The sequence below is a fragment of the Metaplanococcus flavidus genome, assembly GCF_042675885.1.
Taxonomy (GTDB): Bacteria; Bacillota; Bacilli; order Bacillales_A; family Planococcaceae; genus Planococcus; species Planococcus flavidus.
The window spans coordinates 116,027-136,276 of the sequence record NZ_JBHTKI010000003.1; the positions used below are offsets into that span (position 1 = coordinate 116,027).

The 20,250-nt window shown below is 40.9% G+C and carries 13 protein-coding genes and 1 pseudogene; 13 read left to right on the plus strand and 1 reads right to left on the minus strand.

What is annotated here, in order from left to right; genetic code table 11:
- Positions 1-8 precede the first annotated feature (8 nt).
- The 8 genes and pseudogenes from ACFQ1X_RS01880 (at position 9) to ACFQ1X_RS01915 (ending at position 12,097) form a co-directional block, all read left to right on the plus strand.
- On the plus strand, positions 9-2,612 hold the full coding sequence (locus ACFQ1X_RS01880) for a GmrSD restriction endonuclease domain-containing protein (protein ID WP_144840438.1): 2,604 nt from the start codon (positions 9-11) through the stop codon (positions 2,610-2,612).
- A 1,113-nt stretch (positions 2,613-3,725) separates the two neighbouring features.
- Positions 3,726-5,006, plus strand: coding sequence for an alpha/beta hydrolase (locus ACFQ1X_RS01885; protein ID WP_379081120.1), 1,281 nt, complete (start codon positions 3,726-3,728; stop codon positions 5,004-5,006).
- A gap of 597 nt (positions 5,007-5,603) precedes the next feature.
- Positions 5,604-6,623, plus strand: coding sequence for a toxin regulator (locus ACFQ1X_RS01890; RefSeq protein WP_379081123.1), 1,020 nt, complete (start codon positions 5,604-5,606; stop codon positions 6,621-6,623).
- 484 nt (positions 6,624-7,107) lie between these two features.
- Positions 7,108-7,437 (plus strand): annotated as a pseudogene (locus ACFQ1X_RS01895) (ABC transporter permease); the annotation flags it as partial.
- Between the two features lie 545 nt (positions 7,438-7,982).
- Positions 7,983-8,918 carry an acetamidase/formamidase family protein gene (locus ACFQ1X_RS01900; RefSeq protein ID WP_144840440.1) on the plus strand — a complete coding sequence of 312 codons (936 nt, stop codon included), beginning with the start codon at positions 7,983-7,985 and terminating at the stop codon, positions 8,916-8,918.
- Positions 8,919-9,080: 162 nt separating this feature from the next.
- Positions 9,081-9,263 (plus strand): hypothetical protein, encoded by a 183-nt coding sequence (locus ACFQ1X_RS01905; protein ID WP_068872267.1) that lies wholly within the window; start codon positions 9,081-9,083, stop codon positions 9,261-9,263.
- 655 nt (positions 9,264-9,918) lie between these two features.
- A complete protein-coding gene (locus tag ACFQ1X_RS01910; RefSeq protein WP_379081127.1) occupies positions 9,919-11,295 on the plus strand; it encodes a PQQ-dependent sugar dehydrogenase in 1,377 nt (458 codons plus the stop codon).
- Between the two features lie 475 nt (positions 11,296-11,770).
- Positions 11,771-12,097: a hypothetical protein gene (locus ACFQ1X_RS01915; RefSeq protein ID WP_144840442.1), complete on the plus strand. Its 327-nt coding sequence runs from the start codon at positions 11,771-11,773 to the stop codon at positions 12,095-12,097.
- Positions 12,098-12,442: 345 nt separating this feature from the next.
- Here the strand turns inward: ACFQ1X_RS01915 and ACFQ1X_RS01920 are convergent, their stop codons facing one another.
- Positions 12,443-13,342, minus strand: coding sequence for an oxidoreductase (locus ACFQ1X_RS01920; protein WP_379081130.1), 900 nt, complete (start codon positions 13,340-13,342; stop codon positions 12,443-12,445).
- A gap of 625 nt (positions 13,343-13,967) precedes the next feature.
- Between ACFQ1X_RS01920 and ACFQ1X_RS01925 the strand changes: the two genes are divergently transcribed.
- From ACFQ1X_RS01925 to ACFQ1X_RS01945, 5 genes are all read left to right on the plus strand, one after another.
- Positions 13,968-16,745 (plus strand): M14 family metallopeptidase, encoded by a 2,778-nt coding sequence (locus ACFQ1X_RS01925; RefSeq protein ID WP_144840443.1) that lies wholly within the window; start codon positions 13,968-13,970, stop codon positions 16,743-16,745.
- 306 nt (positions 16,746-17,051) lie between these two features.
- The gene (locus ACFQ1X_RS01930; protein ID WP_144840444.1) at positions 17,052-17,759 is read left to right on the plus strand and encodes an MBL fold metallo-hydrolase; all 708 of its coding nucleotides are present in this window, start codon (positions 17,052-17,054) and stop codon (positions 17,757-17,759) included.
- 19 nt (positions 17,760-17,778) lie between these two features.
- On the plus strand, positions 17,779-18,360 hold the full coding sequence (locus ACFQ1X_RS01935) for a TetR/AcrR family transcriptional regulator (RefSeq protein ID WP_144840445.1): 582 nt from the start codon (positions 17,779-17,781) through the stop codon (positions 18,358-18,360).
- A 159-nt stretch (positions 18,361-18,519) separates the two neighbouring features.
- The gene (locus tag ACFQ1X_RS01940) at positions 18,520-19,230 is read left to right on the plus strand and encodes a GntR family transcriptional regulator (protein WP_144840446.1); all 711 of its coding nucleotides are present in this window, start codon (positions 18,520-18,522) and stop codon (positions 19,228-19,230) included.
- Between the two features lie 107 nt (positions 19,231-19,337).
- Positions 19,338-20,228: a glycine betaine ABC transporter substrate-binding protein gene (locus tag ACFQ1X_RS01945; RefSeq protein ID WP_144840447.1), complete on the plus strand. Its 891-nt coding sequence runs from the start codon at positions 19,338-19,340 to the stop codon at positions 20,226-20,228.
- Positions 20,229-20,250 lie beyond the last annotated feature (22 nt).

Below are 20,250 nucleotides of genomic sequence, written 5' to 3' on the forward strand. Positions count from 1 at the left end.
GAATAATTATGGCAGATTTATTTCTAAAAGACGAAGAAATAAAAGAGATATTTAAAAATCATATCAAAATTGATTCAAAGGTGATGTCTATCGAAACTCTATTCGCGAATGAACGCAGAACAAGAAGTACTGTCTTTGATCCTTATTACCAGAGAAACTATGTTTGGGATACTGATAAGGCTACCTACTTTATTGAGAGTATTCTTTTGGGAACTGAAATTCCCCCCCTTGTATTCTTTAACACAGGTAAGAATATTGAAGTAATAGATGGAAGACAACGTTTTGAGACTATTAAAAGATTTAAGGATAATCAATTTCATCTCACAAAAAATGGTCTGAATATTTTTGGAGACTTACAAAAAAAGAGCTTCGGAGACTTTGATGTAAATCTGCAGGATGTATTTTGGGATACTAAGTTAAGAATAATTGAATTTAGTATTGTAAATGAACCTAAGTTAGACTATAGGAAAGAGGATCAAATCAAGAAAGAAATATTCAGAAGATATAACTCCGGAATTACACCATTAAAGAATGCTGAGATTGAAAAAGCTATTTATATTAATGATGATACAACTACTTTTTTTAAAAGGAAATTTAAAGAAGGAGAAAAAGATTACATAGAGTTTTTAGATATATTTTTTTCTGAAAGAGAAAAAGAACTCGGTAAAAAAGGAATAACATTAGAAAAGGCAATGTCAAAAGTAAGGGTCTTTTTAGTCTTACATAATATACCAATAAATTATTATAGTACTTCTAAAAGTAGAAAAGAACTAATTCAAAAGTTCTTTGAAAGTCTTAGTGAAAACACTCAGGATGTTGAAGAGTTGTATAACAATTTTTTCAAGAAAATAGAATTACTAAAAATTATTAAAAATAAGCTTTCTGCAAAGAAAGTTGAACATAATAAACTGGTATTCGAATGTTTATTTTGGGCATTTACTATTATGGAACAAGAAGGTATCAATTTAGAGAGAATAAATAAAGAAGACATCAATGAAAGATTAATTAATTTTATTGGAAAGAATATAAATATATACACTACTGAAAATAGCCATTTCTATAAAGAAATGAAGGAAAGGTATTCAGGAACAGCGTCTTTTTTCGAAGACTTGTTCAATATTAACTTTGAAATATATATTAAAAATAATGTTACAACTCAAAAAAAACTAAAAACTATTATGAATAATTCATCTGATACTCACCAAATTATAGAAGTGTTTGAAAGTTTGAGACTGAATAAACCAGATGCAAGTTCTACTACAATTGATGATATATGTAGATTGATGAATAGAAAACGATTTTTAGTGAGACCTTCTTATCAAAGGGGAGAATCCATAAATCAAATGAAATCTTCAGCCATAATCGAAAGTATATTATTAGGAATAAATTTACCGCCTATTTTTATTTATAAGAGATTAGATGGAATATTGGAAGTAGTAGATGGACAGCAAAGACTTCTATCCATTTTAGGTTTTATTGGTGAAGAGTTCTTAGATGAGAACGGTGAATTAAGTAGTTCGGAAAAGAATAATTATAAATTGAATAAGCTAAGGATTCTAGATGAATTAAATGGCAAGTCATATCAAGATTTAAACGATGTTTTAAAAGAAAAAATATTAGATTTCAATTTGTCATTAGTTACAATTGACGCTAAAATCAACCCTCAATTTGATCCGATTGATTTGTTTATTAGATTAAATAATAAACCTTATCCCATTAGAGAGAATACATTTGAGATGTGGAATTCGTACGTTGATCATGAAATTGTAAGTAAAATTAAACAGGTAGTTTCAAAGAATAATATGTGGTTTTATTCTAAGTTACAAAATACCAGAATGGAAAATGAAGAATTAATAACAACTTTGGCTTACTTTGAATACAAGGAAGAATATCCAGATGCTAATGATGATTTAGATATCTATCAAAGAACAGATAAAATTAATTTTCGAGTAAAATCAAAAGTAGAAATTACGAAAGTTTTAAACATTGCATCTGAAGAAGAGGAAATTAAAAGAAGATTTTTGAAAAGCATTAGTGAAGTTGAAAAGTTTTTGAAAAAACTTAAACTTCTATTGGTTGATAAAGATGTTTCCGAAAATGTAGAAGATTATTTAAAGGAAGAATTAACAAAATTATTTTATCTTCAACATTCAAAAGGTGCGAGAAGAACCTTACAGTCGTTTTATGCACTTTGGAATGTATTGTCTAAAATTTCATATGAAATGATTAGATTAAACAGAATTAAAATTAAAGAAGAAATATCTAGTTTATTCGCCTATACGAAATCACTACCTCTAGAAGATCAAAATGGAGATGGAATAAAAAAATATCAAGAAATGGTCTTAGAGTTATGGGATGGCTATAAAGTCGACGGTCGAAGAATTACTTTATCTCATGAAGAAAAACAAAGTTTGTTAAAAAAACAGCAAAATCAATGTCCCCTTTGTACAGGTTTATTATTTATTTCCGATGAATTAGAAGTAGATCACAGAATTCCATTGGGAATAGGTGGAAGAGATAAGTTCTTAAATTTACAATTAGCTCATAAAGATTGTAATAGAAGAAAAGGTATAAAAATTGAACATGTACCTAGCTCTAGCTTAAGAAATTAAAGTAGGATAAAATTCGAGTCCCTGTGTGAAAAACAATTTTAAACGAATCTGACAATACACTACAATTTATAATCTAAACATTGCCACACCCACTGCATTAGTATTTTGAACTGCACCTCCATTGATAGACACAATTAATAATGGAGATGCAGTGAAGAAGAGCTAGATCATGTCCTAGGGAAAGAAACAATTCTAAACGATTTTGACAATGCAGTACAATTTATATTTTATTCAAAGACACCCCACTTAATCAGCATTTCGGGCGTGTTTCTTTCATAAAAATCGATGGGAAAGAATTCATTCTGAATGATTTTGACAATACACTAGAAATTGTAATACATATATTTCCAAGTATGTTTTAAAATCACCTCCCTGTGTCAAACCCAATTCAATTTATTAACTACAATTGAATGAGGAAATTGCCGAATTCATTAACCTCAAGGGTTAGCGAATTCGGCTTTCGTATTTTTATCTGAAAAGTTAAGTATTCATAATTGCGCGCGACACAGGGAGAATGTGGGAACTGCTGGAAATTCGCTCCCACTGTTTCGCCTTGGACATTTCACGTTATTTTATAGAAAGAATCGAAAAGATGCGGGAGGATATATAGTGAAGAATCCCTTATGGATAGCAAATTTACTGGTGCTACTACTTTTAGTAGCAGCCTGCAGTAATGATAGTGAAGACGCCACAACTGAGGAGGCAAATTCTACGGAAGAAATCACAGGCACATGGGAAGGTTAAATTCAGGTGCCCAATCAGCCGCTGCCAATACTTGTGGAGTTTACACAAGATGGTGTCACATTGAGTATCCCGCTGCAGGGGCTGAGCGATTTTCTCTTTTCGACAGTAGAATTCAATCGTAAAATCGTCTCCCTGTGTCAAACCCAATTCAGTTTATTAACTACAATTGCACGAATAAAAGTCCATATCCATGAACCTCAAGGGTTAATGGATGCGGCTTTAATATTTTTACTAGTAAAATTAACTATTCACAAATGTTTGCGACACAGGGAGAATCTGGGAGCTACTGGAAATTCACTCCCACTGTTTCCCCTTGGACATTTCATGGTATTTTATAGAAAGAATCGAAAAGATGCGGGAGGAGATATAGTGAAGAATCCCTTATGGATAGGAAGTTTACTGGCGATGCTTCTTTTATTGGCTGCCTGCAGTGGTGGAAGTGAAGACGCAGTAATTGAGGAGGCAAGTTCCATGGACGAAATAACAGGGATATGGGAAGGGTCCATTCAGGTACCCAATCAGGTGCTGTCAATCGTTGTAGAGTTTGAAGAAGATGGCGGCACATTAAGCATCCCGCTGCAGGGGCTGAGCGATTTCCCCTTTTCGACAGTAGAATTCAATGATCCAGATTTAATGTTTGATTTAAATCTTCAGGGACAACGGCTTGTGTTCGACGGGAAACTGGAAGACGGGAAAATTTCCGGCGATTTTACACAGCAGGGCCAGACCTTTCCGTTCGAGTTAGCGCCGGGTACAGCGGAAGAAACGGTTGAGGAAGAGGATTTTATTGAAATCGAAGTTGCAGGAGGCACGATGAAAGCGGAAGTCGAGATGCCTGAAGGGGAAGGACCGTTTCCGGCGATGCTGATTTTAGCCGGTTCAGGACCGACAGACCGCGATGGCAATTCACTGATGCTTCCCGGCAAAAACAATAGTTTGAAGATGGTGGCAGAAGAGTTGGCGGCGAATGGCATTGCCAGTGTCCGCTACGATAAGCGCGGTGTCGGGATGAACCAGGCACTGGGCGGCAGTGAAGCGGATCTGACTTTTGACGATTATATCAATGACGCGGCTGCCTGGGTGGAGCATTTGAAATCGGATGACGCATTCAATGAAGTCGGGATTGTCGGGCACAGTGAAGGCTCGCTGATCGGCATGGTGGCGGCAGAGCGTGCTTCAGCCGATTCGTTCGTCTCTATTGCGGGAGCGGGACGCCCCATTGATGAAGTGCTGATGGAGCAGCTGGCTGCACAGCTTCCGGAAGACCTCATGAATGAAGCCCGGCAAATCATCGGCCAGTTGAAGGAAGGCGATCAGGTGGCAACGGTCAGCCCCGAATTGCAAAGTATTTTCCGTCCGTCGGTCCAGCCTTATATGATTTCCTGGCTGGCGTATGATCCGCAGGAAGAAGTGGCGGCACTGGAGATCCCGGTCCTGATCATTGGCGGCACTGCTGATTCGCAGGTGCCGGTATCCGATGCAGAAAGTTTGCATGCGGCGCAGACGGCATCACAACTTCTGATTATTGAGGATATGAACCATGTGCTGAAGACGGTATCGGATGAAAGCGAGGATGGAGCGGCATACAGTAATCCTGATTTGCCGTTGGCGGATGGGTTGATGGAGGGGATTGTTGGGTTTTTGGAGTGAAATAATTAACTGTAAAAAAGCTGCGAAGAGATTCGCAGCTTTTTTATGGAATTTTTTAATACTCATCTTGGGAAGAAACAATTCTAAATGATTTTGACTATGCACTGCAATTTAAAATTTATAAACCCACTGATTTGTAAAATCAGCGATTTAACGATGATGGTTGCTCTTTATTCAAGCTTATAAATTGTTTGGGAATTGTGTCGTTCCTTGGAAGCTAAATTAATGCAGTTATTAAAATCGGCTTGAAGTGTGCGACTCCTTGGTAACCAAACTAACTGAATCTAAGCTCAAATGAATAAAGGTAGCTTTGAACTAAATAAACATCTATTAATAGTCTGAATATTATGTTAAATTTATAATAATTCGCTAACCTTAAATATTATTACCTATGGAAACTAATAATAGCTTGATGGTCAATAAGAATAATTTGTCTTTAGTACATATAAAAGGGAAGGGAAACCACAGGCGAAAGAGAAACGATTATAGATTTATTCCAATCCCGACGGTACCTCGATGTTATTCGCTAACTGTTAACTTATTTCAGTAGAAACCAGTACACAATTTACAGGAAGAATTCGGAAAGGGGCGGAAAAAATGAGTACATTATTAGGGGTAATTGGTTTAACAACGATGTTTGCTGGTTTAATTCTTTTTATACTAACTTTTTTTACTGAAATTTCAAAGAAGATTGCAGCATATATTGGAATTGTCGGTTTTGTTCTGCTAAGTCTCAGTGATTTCCCGCAAGATGCTTTATTCGGTATTTTTGGTTTATTGGCAATGATAGTCGGTATTGTAATACTGATAATTTCTGCGGTTAACAAAAAATCTTTAAAAGCTCCAGGAATTGTTATTCTAATAGGGTTCCTGGCATTTTCCAGTAGCATTTCAACGCAGACAGGCCCAGCCCGAGTACAGGATGCAACAGTTCTGGAGCCGACAGAAGTGGAAGCTTCAGAAAGTGGAAATCAAAAAACGGTGAAAAAATTAGAAGAAAAAAACAAGGAACTCGCTTCGAAAGTTGTAGCACTGGAATCCAAAAATAAAGAGGCTGAAAAGAGAATCGAAGAACTGGAAGCCAAAGTAAAAGAAGCTGAACCGTTCTTCCTGTTGGAGGAAAAAGAAAGAAAAGCAAAAGAAGCTGAATTGAAGAAGAAAGAAGAGGAGGAGAAAGCGGAGAAAGCAGCAGAAGAAGAAGCTGCAAAAGAAAAGGCAGAGGCTGAGGCAAAAGCGAAGGAAGAAGTAGAAGCTAAAAAAGCTGCTGATGAAAAAGCAGCTGCCGAGGAAGAAGAAAGAATGGGTTATGATACGGGCATCACTTATGACCAATTAGCCAGAACACCTGATGAATTTATATTTGAAAAAGTTAAATTTAGCGGAACTGTCGTTCAAGTAATGGAAGGCGATGGTCTGACACAAATAAGACTGGCTGTAAATGATGATTATGATCATATCCTCTTTGCGGAATTTGACGCTTCTTTGGTCGACTCCCGTATTTTAGAAGACGACACGATAACAATAAGAGGCATATCAAGTGGATTGATTACTTACGAATCCACAATGGGTGGTTCGATTTCTATTCCTGGTATCGTTATAGATCAAATAGATCAATGAAAACCTTTATATTTCAGGAGGGCTTTATAGATTAAAAAAATATAGTTACTTGAGAGTGAATTTAAAAAAATAGCCAGAAAATACACCACTAGGTAAGAAAACAACTCTAAATGATTCCAACAATATACTGTAATTTATATTTTAAACATTACCACACCCGTTGCATCAACATTACGGGTGTGTTTTTCTATTCATCGAAAATCGCCTCCTATAGAAAGAAACTATTCTAAACAGTGACGCCTCCCTGTGTCAAAGCCAATTCAATTTATTAATTACAATTGCATGGAGAAAAAGTCGTATCCAGGAGAAATCGCTTCCCTGTGCCAAGTCCAATCCAGTTTATTAACACAAATGTACGAAGAATAAGCCGTATCCAGAACCTCAATGGTTAACGGATACGGCTTTCGTATTTTTATCTCAAAAGGTAAATGTTCATGATTTTCTCTTACACAGAGACAATCTAGGGACTGCTGGAATTAATGATATTTGGACGTTCAGTGCAATTATGGCTTTATTCCTGTGGATGGGTACGGCAAGGCTAATCCGTTCGCTGGCACTGCAGGAGAAAATGCTTGATTATATCCATGCTTCAAGAACCCTGGGGAGTAACCCGGTCAAAATCATATTTTCACAGATGATGCCGAACCTGGTGGGTATCGTCATCGTAAACGGAACATTATCACTCGCTGCAAATATTGGCATAGAGTCAGGGCTGTCTTTCCTCGGCTTCGGTTTCCCTGAAGACTACCCGTCTCTTGGAACATTGCTTTCTTATGCGCCCCAGACTCAGGCACTGCAACACAGATGGTGGGTATTGGAAATCGAGTCCCAGGGAAAGAAACAATTCTAAACGATTTTGACAATACAGTACAACTTATATTTTATACAGAGATACAACCGCTTAATCAGCATTTCGGACGTGTTTCTTTTACTTTATTCATCTGTATAAATTGTTCGGGAATTGTGTCGTTCCCTAGGAAGGAAAATTTCATGGACTATACATCCTGACGACGCGTTAGCGAAATTAAAAATAGTGGATACTAAAGGAGTTTATTTTAAAGGTAAGCGTCAAATGTTGCGCAAATTAAGTATACAGAAGGTGGCTCTCTTGTAGGCAAAAGTGGCTCTATTTTATGTCCGAAGTGGTATATTTTCTTGACTGTAATCACATTTTTCATGCAACCAACCTCTCTTTACATAAAGAGTCCCTTTTCCACCATTCCACTTTCCTCTCCGGATAACTTTATTCCGACAATCGCCGTGAAACAGATCTTCAGAAAGAGAAAATGCATATCAAGAGTTTTCAGTTTTCGATATAATGATAAAGGATATATTTTTTAGTTGAAAGGAGCTGCAGCAGTGATACATAAAATTGAATTGGATTCCAAAAATTTTCATTCATCGTTCAACCGTGAATACCAGCCGATCCTAACGGTGAATTCCGGTGATTCCATCCAGTTGAGAACGCTGGATATCCAGTGGGGCTATTCGGCATCGGAAAATGAAGAGAGGACGATTTTCGAATCGCGTGAACAGGAAGAGGAGCTCGGGCACCCGCTCGTGGGGCCGATTGCCATTGAAGGCGCGAAACCGGGAATGGTCCTTGAAATCAGAACAAATGAACTGGTTCTGGCATGGTACGGAAGGAACTGGGCTGCGGGGACGCAAGCCTGGCAAAACGAAAAACTCGGATTGGTCGACAATGAACGAATTCAACTGGACTGGAAATTGGATCCGTTGAAAATGACGGGCAGCTGTCAAATCGGGGAAAAGGAATTCCGTGTCGGTCTGTCTCCTTTTCTTGCCTTAATGGGCGTCGCGCCGGCAGAACCAGGCACACATCGTACAACTCCTCCCCGTTATTGCGGCGGCAATATCGACTGCAAGGAATTGGTCAGAGGCAGCAGCTTGTTTTTGCCGGTGGCAGTCGAAGGCGCCATGTTTTCACTCGGTGATGGCCACGCGCTCCAAGGAGACGGGGAGAATTCCGGGACAGCCATCGAATGCCCGATGGATCTGGTGAATGTCACATTGATCCTTCATGAAGACAAGACCTTGACGATGCCGCAGGCCAACACACCAGCCGGTTGGATCACATTCGGCTTCAACGAAGACCTGAACGAAGCCGCAGCGGTTGCACTGGATGAAATGGTGCAGCTGATGCAACAATTTTACGACGTCACAAAAGCCGAAGCGACCGCTTTATCAAGCGTCGCCGTCGATCTCCATGTCACTCAAGTCGTTAATGGCGTCAAAGGCGTCCATGCCATTTTGCCGCATGGCGTGTTACGGTAAACCACTGCAGCTGTCCGGTTGTTCTAAGCATAAAAAACGCGTCCCTGGGAAACGATGCTTACTTTTGTCCGATTTTAAAACTCTACTTTCATGAATTCCGTTTGTACACTTTCACGGAGGGTATAATGTTTGTGAAGGATAATTTGAGGAGGGATTTTTCTAATGGGCCAAACTTTTGACGCATTGAAAGAAAAAATCAGCAATGCTGACATGGGAGAAGCGAAAGAAATCATCACTCAAGTCAAGCAGGCATATGACGATGGCAAGATCGACGAAAATGAAAAGGACGAATTGATGGATTTGGCGAAATCTAAACTAGGCGGAGGGCTCGGCGGCTTGTTCTAGGAGCCGGAAGCCCAATTAAAGATAAGTTTTGGTATCCTTTTGACAGGCTGCTGAAGCTTATTTTTTTAGTTAGGATTCTGTGTAAAAACTCTAAACGACTCTGACAATACACAGCAGTTTATAATACATACAGTGCCACACCCGGTGGATCAACATTCCAGGTGTGGTCTCACTTATTTATTCAATCATATAAATTTTGTTTTCCGTTGTTTATGCCTTAGGGACAATTTGGGGTTGCAGGAGAAAGAGCTTGATTGGCTCAATGCTTCAAAAACCCTGGGGAGTAACCCGATTAAAATCATATTTTCACAGATGATGCCGAACCTGTTGGGCATGGCTGCCAGCACTATGTGTACGTAACATCTGCGAAGCATTCCGCCGTGCAGGGGATGCGGGACAAAGGCAGGCTGAATACATCACAAAAGGCGGCAACTCCGGTTGTCGTCTTTTAACAAAACATTATTACAAGAATTTAATCTATATCATGAAAAATCAGATTATTGTTTTTATCACAAAATTGTGATAACATTATTTTCAAAGGATTTTCATATTTTTAATTATAATATGAAAGCCTTAACCAGGTTTTGATACGGGATTTCAGGGAAATGAATTTTAATATATTCAGTTACATATTTTAGAAAGGGGAGGAAAAATGATGACGAAAGCTTCGTGGTCAAGATTACTATTCTTTATGATGCTGATCTTTATTTTGGCTTTGGCAGCATGTGGTGGCGATGAGGAAACTACAGACCAGGAACCAGCGGATGAGCCTGCAGAAGAACCAGCAGAAGAACCAGCAGAAGAGCCTGCAGAAGAACCTGCAGAAGAACCTGCAGAAGAACCTGCAGAAGAACCTGCAGACGAAGGGGCTGAGGAAACTACAGATGCAGAATCTGCAGAAACTGAACCAAAAGTCACTGAGTTTGAACCGGCATTTCCAGAACAAACAAGAGCACCTGCAGTAGAGACTGAAACAGAACTTAATGAGGAAATTATTGCTGACGGTCTTGGCGTATTATGGGGTATGGCAGAGTTTGAACCAAACCGCTTGCTTGTTACGCAAAGAGATTCAGCAGAACTTCTTATTGTGAACCTTAATGAGTACGCTGATTCAGATCCACTCGAAGGTACACCAGAAGTAAATGCCGAAGGTCAGGGTGGTTTACTTGATGTAGCCGTTCCACCTGATTTTGACGAATCAAGAATGGTATTTTTGACTTTTGCTCAAGATGTTGAAGGTGGTACTGTAACTGCTGTCGGTAAAGGTGTTTTATCAGAAGATGAAATGTCATTGGAAAATTTTGAAACAATCTTCCAGGCAACACCAGCATATGAAGGTGACTTACACTATGGTGGACGTATTATCTTTGATGAAGATGGCAACCTGTTCTTAACAACTGGTGAACGTTCAGATGATCCGATTCGCGAACGTGCACAAGACTTGGATGCTTACTTGGGTAAAGTAATTCACATTACACAAGATGGAGAACCAGTAGGTACGAATCCATTTATCGAAGATGAAGACGCACTGGATGGTATTTACAGCTACGGTCACCGTAATATTCAAGGTATAGACTTCCACCCTGAAACAGGAAACTTATGGATTGTTGAATTCGGTCCACAAGCTGGGGATGAACTGAATATTATTGAACCAGGTAATAACTATGGATGGCCGATTGTTTCTTATGGTATCGAGTACTCTGGTGAATTGATCAATGAGGGGATTTCAGAACACGAAGCGCAAGGCTTTGTTGAACCAAGATATTATTGGGATCCGACAAGTGCGCCAAGTGGTATGGCATTCTATGATAACGACGCAATTCCTGAATGGGAGAACAACCTGTTCATCGGTGGTTTAGCGCCAAACTATATTGTACGTGTCGTTATTGAAGATGAATTCATCGTTGGAGAAGAACGCCTATTAACTGAAGAAGGCGAACGTTTCCGTGATATTCTTGTAACTGAGGATGGCGAGCTTATTGCATCCACTGATGGCGGTGTGATTTATAAGATTTCTGCAGCAGGTGAATAAAAACGCGCCACTGTGTCAAAGGAATTCAGTTTAGTAACTGCAATTGCATGAAGAGAAAGCCGTATCCAGAAACCTCAATGGTTGATGGATACGGCTTTCGTATTTTTATCTCGAAAGGTGTGTAATGCAAAATAGAAGTACAGAACTTTGCAACGATTTTGTACAGAGTTCTGCATGATAAATTCAGGCAAATAAAAATTGCATCCCAGGGAAAGAAACAATTCTAAACGATTTTGACTATGCACCTCAATTCATAACAAATACACCGACGGAACAATAAAAACAGCGTTTCTATCGACGCATCGGAAGTAGAATTTTCAAGTTTTAATGTGCAAAAAAGTATATGAGCTATTATAAATTATCCCTTTGGCCGCTATAATGACTAAATATTCAAATTTTTTACGCTTTTGACTGGAAATCGAACGTTAGTTCTGTTATATTAAATACATACCACTATGGAATGAGGTGTATTTCGATGGTGCTTGCAATCAAAGAAGTGAACGGATTTGAAAAAGGAAAAAAATATACGAGGGAACTTGAGTTTTTGTCATGCTTTAAAAATGACGAACATCGAGTAGTCGCTTTAGCGGATAGAGATGGCGAGGTTCTTTATTGGACGACTACAAAAAATTCGCCTGAATACCGAAACTTCCGGATAAAAGCTATTTATACATTTAAAGTTAGCTATATTTCTACAATATTTGGCCCTTCCACTCCTAAGGTTGTTATTGCAGAATTGAATGACGTAACAGCTGAGAACGGTATGTATGGTAAGGCAGAGCAATTTAAATTAAATGCTTAATATATAATTGTAAAAAGAACCTTGACGCGCACAAGGTTCTTTTAGTTTAGATATATATAGATGTTAGTCTTGCCATCACACAGGGAGAATCTGAGCACTGCTGGAAAAAGTTTTAATTTTTGTGTCGTTCCCTGGGAAGTAAAGTTAATGTCAATTCCAATCTTTTTTAAAAACGCGTCCCTGGGAAAAACCAATTCTAAACGGTTTCGACAACACACAACAATTTATCCTCTATCCATTGCCACACCCGCCGCATCAGCATGGCGGATGTGGCTTCTTTAAATTTATTCACCCTTATAAATTGTTCAGAAATTTTCCGTTAGCTGAGAAGCGATATGAAAAGTGTTATTTGGTGAAATCAAAAGTTACGCCGGACAGCTTCTCTGAAACTTCCCAGAGTTTCGTGCGGATGCCCTCGTCATTCACTGCCGGATCAGGTTTCTCTAAGACCGGGTAGCCTCTCCGTTGGCCTTTGCCGTCCGGCCCGATATATTCGCCGCCTTTTATGCCGGGGTCAGTGGCGGCATAGACTGTAGGAAGGGCCCCCATTTCGGCAGGCTGCAGGTAGCGGTTCATGAGCCCTCTGAAAATTCGGGGCATTTCCCGGTTGCCGATCTTGAAAAGATTGGTCGCAGAAATACCGGGATGGCAAGCAAGGCTGAGCGTCGATAAGCCGTGTTGCTTCAATCGCTTATCGAGCTCTGTCGCAAACATTAAATTAGCGAGTTTGCTTTGGCCATAAAACTTCATTCCCTTATAACCCTTTGAGCCGTCCAGGTTATCAAAATCAATGGAGGCCTTTCGGTGTGCAAGACTGCTGAGTGTTACCACCCGTGAATCTTCTGTATGGAGGAGCAGGGGCAAGAGCAGGCCGGTCAAGGCAAAATGCCCGAGGTGGTTGCTGCCAAACTGCAGTTCAAAGCCGTCATTCGTCTTCGCATAAGGAGGCGTCATAACGCCGGCATTGTTGATAAGCAAATCCAGGGAATCGAATCGGCTGATAACATTTTCTGCAAAAGCCCGTACACTATCCAAATCGGACAAGTCGAGTTTCATGACTTCAACGGTTGCCTGAGGAGATTCTTCTGCAATTTCCTGTTTAGCTGCCTTTCCTTTTTCGATATCACGGACAGCCAGGATGACCTGTGCACCTTGCCGGGCGAAAACTTTAGCTGTCTGGAGGCCCAGTCCGCTGTTCGCCCCTGTGATGATGGCGGTTTTTCCTGTCAATGTATGTTGTTCCACTAGATCAGCTCCTGAGATGATAGATTCTTTTTTCTTACTTTGCAAAAAGTCTACAGTTTAAATATTTCAGTGTCCAGGCTTCAACGCCTGGCTCTGGAAAATCGTCTCCCTGTGTCAAACCCAATTCAGTTTATTAACTACAATTGCAAGGAGAAAATGCCGTATCCAGTAACCACAAGGGTTAACGGATACGGCTTTAGTATTTTTACCAGTAAAATTAAATATCCATAAATGTTTGTGACACAGGGAAAATCTGGGAACTGCTGGAAAAAGCGCATTATGTACAAGCTGATCAAAGGAGAAAACAGCACTTTCAGAGAAAAAATTCGATTTGACCATTATACGGTTTCTTTACGATGAGCTTGCGGTAAAGCATTGTTCTTTGTCTTTCCACAGCGCCGAAGCGATATAAATACAATTTTTAAAAATAAACCCGTACATCTTTTCTTTCTGATTGGTCCAAATTATTACTTTTAAACCATTTTTTACAGATGTAGACGTTGTAAATATTGGTAGAAAGGACCGTTTTTAATTATAAGTGCAGTTGTCTCCTTCGACTGGCGAAATATTCTGTTATATTTGTAGGTGGCAAGACAATTAATGAGAAGAAAGGGATGGTGTATGGATGAAGAAGTTTTTTGCAGGATGGCTCTCAGTTATGCTGGTTTTTTCGGCTTTTGTGCCGGCAATTGCAGCAAATGATACAGGGGTCATTGAAACGGAACAGATAACAGAGCTGGAAGTCAGCCGGTCTGTCTTTTCTTTGACAGAAATTCGGACAGTGGAAGTTTCTGCCGACTTGGGCGAAGGGGTTAATCTGGACGATGTGGAGTTTCAGTTTGGCGGAAAGCCGCTTTCGGAATGGCAGAAATGGAGCGGCGGTACGGATTATGATGGCGAGCCGTTCATCACTGTCGTTGAAGGCCCAGCTTTTGTTGAAGGCACAAACGAAATTACCGCAGTGCTGGAATTCGGTTTGTTGTACGATACGGACAATTTATCGAACCGCACCATCCGCACACAATATCAACAATTTATCGGTGACTATGAATTAGCGGTTGTCGATGTGGAAAGCGGCACAAAAGCGGCAGCAACTGTCGCATTGAATGTGTACGATGAGTTCAAATTTTATGATGAATTAAAACCGGCAATTGACGAGATTTTTGAAGCCGCTGAGGAAGATGAGGAAAATGATCGTTACCTTGAGTATCAGAAAGTCGGAGAAACGACTGAAGGGCGCGATATCCATTTTGTCATCCTGGCGAGAGATGAAGCTGCAGTGGATCAGTATTTGGATGAAACCCTGCCGGCTGCACTTGAAGATCCGGAAAGCCTGATTGAAAAGTTGGAGAATGGTACGATGGGCGATTATCAGGTGCCGATCTGGTTTAATAACATTCACCCGGATGAAGTGGAAGGTGTAGATGTACAAGTCGAATTATTGGAGAAATTCGCTCTTGAAGAAGAAGTGGAATTCTTGAATACAGACGGCGACACGGAATTCAGCGAAAACTTGAATGTGGACGCTGTACTGGATGATGCAATTTTCTTGTATATGTTCACAAGCAACCCGGACGGCAGAGCCGCCAACACGAGAGCGAACGCCGAGGGCTTTGACTTGAACCGGGATAATGCGTATCAGACACAAGTGGAAACGCAGCAGGTGAATGAAGTGCTTTCACAATGGACACCGCTGTCATTTATTGATTTCCATGGCTATGTGAATGGGTTTTTAATCGAACCGGCGACACCGCCGCATAACCCGAATTTTGAATATGATCTGCTGATCGGTAATATGATGGAACAAGCGCATGCGATGGGCAATGCGGGAATTGCCAATTCGAACCTGACTTCCTATTTTATTGCAAAAGAAGGTTATGGTTCCGGCTGGGATGATATGACGCCTGCGTATACGGCGATATATGCCATGCTGCACGGCACGCTCGGCCATACGATCGAAGTGCCGGCACTAGGCCAGGACGGGTATAATGCACTTGTCGGCAGTGGCTTGGGTGCGGCTAAATATGTTCATGACAATAAAGACGAATTGTACAAAGAGCAGTTGGAGATTTTCAAACGCGGTGTGAACGGGGAAGATAACCGTGCCGTCGATGAATATTACGTCAATGCGGCGGGTGAAGAAATCGGCCGTGTCCGGGGCGATAATGAAAACTTCTTCCCGGATTATTATGTAATTTCTGCAGATAATAAAAACCAGAAAAATGTATTGGAAGCTTATAATATGGTTGAATATTTGCTCCGCAACGGTGTGGAAGTCGAAAAGACTGTGAAACCTGTAGAGGTGGACGGTGCCACGTATCCGAAAGGTACATTTATCGTACCGATGGACCAGGCAAAACGCGGGTTGGCAAATGCAATGCTTTATGAAGGCGACGATGTGTCCGACTGGGACGCGATGTACGACCCGATTGTCGTCAACTTCTCAGACTTAAGAGGATTTGATCTTGTGGAAGTCCGTGATGAAGGATTGTTCGATGGGAAAACCCAAGAAATTGAAGAAGTGGTCATTCCAACAAGTACAGTCAAAGGGAACCCGCCGAAACAAATTCTTGAAAACTCAACGAACGATGCCATCAGAGTCGTCAACGCATTATTGGCGGACGGCAAGACGGTGGAAGTGCTGACAGAGAGCAAAGGCAGTGCGAATGCAGGAGACTATGTAGTCGCGACCAACGATTTGCGTGCTTATGCAGATGATTATTATTTTGAGACGCAAGTGTTCGGCAACGGCAAAAATGTGGAAACAGAAGTTCTCAAGCAGCCGAGCGTTGCAGCAACCGGCTCTGCCCAGTTGAACTTCTCATTGAGCCAGCTTGGATTCGAACTTACAGACTCAGCTGAAGCAGATGTTATTGTCAGCGACGGCAACTCATTTGCTGCAGAACAAGTTACTGGAAAAACCTTTATCGGAATCGGTGCACCTGCATTGAACGCGGTATCTGAGAGCGGCCTGCTTTCCGGATTCGCGTTTGAAAGTACGGGAGGCAGACATGAAGGGCTTGTGAAAGCAGATGTCACTGAGCATCCGATAACAGCGGGTTATGAGCAGCAGGAGAATTTGTATGTAACGACCGGTTCATGGATTTCGGGCGTTCCTGAAGGCGCAGAAATATTGGCGAGCTTCCAGGACAGCGAAGATTTCTACATCGCCGGCTGGTGGCCTGGATACGAACAAGCCCGTGGCCAAACGATGGCAATCACTGCAGACAGTGCGGATACGACATTTACACTGTTCTCCAATGACCTGGCTTTCCGCGCGCATACCGAGCACAGCTATCGTTTGCTGGCGAACTCGATTTACGATGCGGTAAGTGTTGAGCCTGAGCCGGAAGGCAATGGTAAAGGCAAAGGGAAAGGCAAAGGAAATGCAAACAAAAACTGATTGACAGTTTTTCGGCATTGAAAATCGCCTCCCAGGGAAAGAAACAATTCTAAATGATTTTATTAATTCAAGTTAATTGAACACAAAAGAACATCTAATCCCAAGAATGCAACGTCCTTGGGGTTTGATGTTCTTTTTTTATGCAGAATGCGGAATTGTCATGAACTGTGCCATTCCCTGGGAAGCAACGCATTTATTGGTTAATTGATCTTTCTCTTCTAATTAATGATTGATTATTTCAAAAACTAATTAAATTAGTTATAATGCTAATAAGTTTAGTTTGAAATCAAAGGAGGACGTTGTCCCATGAAAATGGTCAGCAGTAGAACAGTGCATCAAATTTCTTTTATGCCTCGGTTCTTTCCGGTCAACTGTTATCTGGTAGAGGAAGACAGCGGTTTAACTTTGATAGATACCGCCATGCCTTATAGCACCAAAAAAATTCTGTTGGCTGCCCGTAAAATAGGCAAGCCCATCACCAACGTGATCCTGACACACGCTCACAGCGATCACGTCGGCTCATTGGATGCATTGAAGGAAGCGCTTCCCGATTTGCGTGTCTCCATTTCCGGAAGAGATTCACGCTTGTTGGCGGGAGATAGGAGTTTACTCGCAACTGAACCGGCAACCCCGATCCGAGGGGGCGTGCCGAAAGGGATCAAGACGACACCGAATATTTTATTGGCAGAAGGTGACCGCATCGGTTCGTTGGAAGTGATTGCTACACCAGGGCATACGCCCGGCTCAATCAGCCTGCTGGATAAGCGGAATGGTGTGCTTGTGGCGGGCGATGCTTTACAGACGCGTGGGGGCATAGCCGTTGCAGGAGTGATGAAGCCTCTATTCCCGTTTCCAGCCCTGGCGACATGGAACAAGGAGGAAGCTTTGAGGAGCGTTCTGAAACTAAGAGCCCTTAATCCGGTTTTATTGGCAGTGGGACATGGAAAGATGCTGGAGAATCCAGGTCAACAGATGGATCGGGCTATCGAGGAAGCCAAGCGGCAACTAAACTAGCGAATTAGGAAGTGGGAAAATGGCAAGCAGAACAAAATTGGATATGGGAATAATTCTTGAAAAAGCAACGGAGCTTGTTGATCGGAACGGACTTGATCAGTTGTCGCTGAATGGGCTGGCTGAAGAGTTGCATATTAAATCGCCATCCTTATATAACCACTTTGAAGGGTTGGAAGGGTTAAAACAGAAACTGGCGATATACGGGACAGAGCAGCTTTATGCCCATCTGTTGCCAGCCGTCATAGGAAGCCAAGGTGACGAGGCAATCCACGGACTTTCACGCGCATATATTGACTTTGCCGGAATTCACCCCGGCCTTTACGAAGCGACCAACCGTACCCTGGATCATTCGGATGAAAATCTGCAGCATGTGCAGCAGGCAGTTGTGAAACTTGTGATGCAAGTTCTTCGGAGTTATCAATTGGAAGAGGAAATGGCCATTCATATTGTGAGGGGGCTGCGAAGTATTTTACACGGCTTTGCTTCATTGAAAAGTACAGCCGGTTTCCAGTTGCCGGTCGATCTCGACAAGAGCATCCCTATCGCTATAGATATTTTTATAGAAGGCATCCATTCGAGGGTTCAGCAGCAAGAGAAATGAAATAATTTTCGCCTCCCGGGGAAGAGACAATTCTAAACGACTTTTACAATGCATTACAATTTTAATGGTATCGTTCCCCGGGAAGTGAAATCAGTTCGATTATTTAAGCAAACTTTGCTACCCTTAAAAAACGGATAACCAAAATTAGGAGTTGAAATTATGTCCAAACCCCAACGAAAGCTCCCATTATATTTGCAAATCAAGCGTAAAATGGTTGATAGGATAAAGGACAATGAATGGGTACCTGGTGATCCCATTCCATCAGAAAGTCAACTGATGCAAAGCTATAACGTAAGCAGAACCACAATTCGGCAGGCTATTCGCGATTTATCAAATGACGGAATTATTGAAACGCGCCGTGGTACAGTAGCACGGGTAAAACAGACACCAAATGAGGAGATGCAAAACCCTGGTGTTTTGCACCATGAATCCGGGGATAAATTTTCCATCAAGGTTCTAAGGTCAAAGTACGCCATTGACCAGCATTTTGCCAAAAGTCAACTTCAGATGGAAGCCGATGAAGAAGTTTACTTTCTTGAACGCCTTCGACTAGCTGATGGAATCCCTATTGGTTTTCAACAACTATTTACACCCGCACACATCGGGGAAATAATTGAAAGCGAGGCTGCTTCCTGGTTTGATATCTTTCCTGTCCTGGGAATGAATGCAATTTATTACTCTGTCATTAAAGAAAATGTCACAGCAACTCTGGCTAACCAGTATGAAGCAGATCTATTGGGAATTATGAGCGGTGATCCATTAATTGATATACGGAGAGTCACTCTGGGAATTGACAACAGACCTATTGAATACTCCAGAACAAAATATGTGCCTATCCATTTTAATTATCGTATTGAAATTGGGCATTAATATCCTCCAAATACATATTTCCAGAACAATCATATCTCAATATGTTAAATACATGTTACAATATGTTTTGTGTGCATCGTATGATCAAACATATTAGGAGGATTTTGATGAAAAATTTCAACAAATTATTTCCCGCATTATCGTTAGGAACGCTGTTATTACTTACTGCTTGCAACGGAGACGAAGAATCTGGTTCAGCAGAGGAAAGCACAGAAGAAAAAGGATCCATCTCCATCGGTATGAATAACTGGGCAGAGAATGTAGCAGTATCAAACATGTGGAAGATTGTTTTAGAGGAAAAAGGATATGACGTATCGCTGGAACCGGTGGAAAAAGCCATTCTTTATGAAGGATTATCCAGCGGAGACTTAGACATCGGTATGGAAATCTGGCTGCCGAATACTGACAAATCATTCTTTGACAAATATGAGGAAGAAATTGAATGGCGTGAGACATGGTATGAGGGAACTGATTTAGCCCTTGTTGTTCCTTCTTATATGGAAGATATAAATAGCATTGAGGATTTAAAAGTAAATCAGGAACTATTCGATTCCGAAATTATAGGAATTGATCCTGGGTCCAGTCTTATGGGATTAACGGAAGAAGTTGTTTCCGAATATAATCTCGATTATGATTTGACCCCTTCGTCTGAGCCAAGTATGATTGCCGAATTAAAAAATCGCTTAGAAAATGAAGAACCTATTGTCGTAACATTGTGGAAGCCACACTGGGTGTTCGCAGAAATGGATCTAAAAATTCTTGAAGAACCAAAAAATATTTATGGTGATTCGGAAAATATCTTATACGCGACACGTCAAGGATTAGAAGAAGACCATCCAGAAGTTGTGGAATGGTTTGATAACTTCATGCTAAACGATGCACAGCTTGGAAGTCTGATGGCAGAACTAAATGAAGCCGAATCAGAACAAGCTGGAGCTCAAGCATGGATCGATGAAAACCAGGATTTAATCAATGAATGGATTGGTGAGTCGGAATAATTTTAAATGGGACTGTCCCTTT

Bases quoted from the DNA above. Each gene is read 5' to 3' on its own strand.
- ACFQ1X_RS01925 (WP_144840443.1), top strand. From the start codon at position 13,968: ATGAAGAAGTTTTTTGCAGGATGGCTCTCAGTTATGCTGGTTTTTTCG.
- ACFQ1X_RS01940 (WP_144840446.1), top strand. From the start codon at position 18,520: ATGTCCAAACCCCAACGAAAGCTCCCATTATATTTGCAAATCAAGCGT.
- ACFQ1X_RS01915 (WP_144840442.1), top strand. From the start codon at position 11,771: ATGGTGCTTGCAATCAAAGAAGTGAACGGATTTGAAAAAGGAAAAAAA.
- ACFQ1X_RS01945 (WP_144840447.1), top strand. From the start codon at position 19,338: ATGAAAAATTTCAACAAATTATTTCCCGCATTATCGTTAGGAACGCTG.
- ACFQ1X_RS01910 (WP_379081127.1), top strand. From the start codon at position 9,919: ATGACGAAAGCTTCGTGGTCAAGATTACTATTCTTTATGATGCTGATC.
- ACFQ1X_RS01905 (WP_068872267.1), top strand. From the start codon at position 9,081: ATGGGCCAAACTTTTGACGCATTGAAAGAAAAAATCAGCAATGCTGAC.
- ACFQ1X_RS01935 (WP_144840445.1), top strand. From the start codon at position 17,779: ATGGCAAGCAGAACAAAATTGGATATGGGAATAATTCTTGAAAAAGCA.
- ACFQ1X_RS01880 (WP_144840438.1), top strand. From the start codon at position 9: ATGGCAGATTTATTTCTAAAAGACGAAGAAATAAAAGAGATATTTAAA.
- ACFQ1X_RS01930 (WP_144840444.1), top strand. From the start codon at position 17,052: ATGAAAATGGTCAGCAGTAGAACAGTGCATCAAATTTCTTTTATGCCT.
- ACFQ1X_RS01890 (WP_379081123.1), top strand. From the start codon at position 5,604: ATGAGTACATTATTAGGGGTAATTGGTTTAACAACGATGTTTGCTGGT.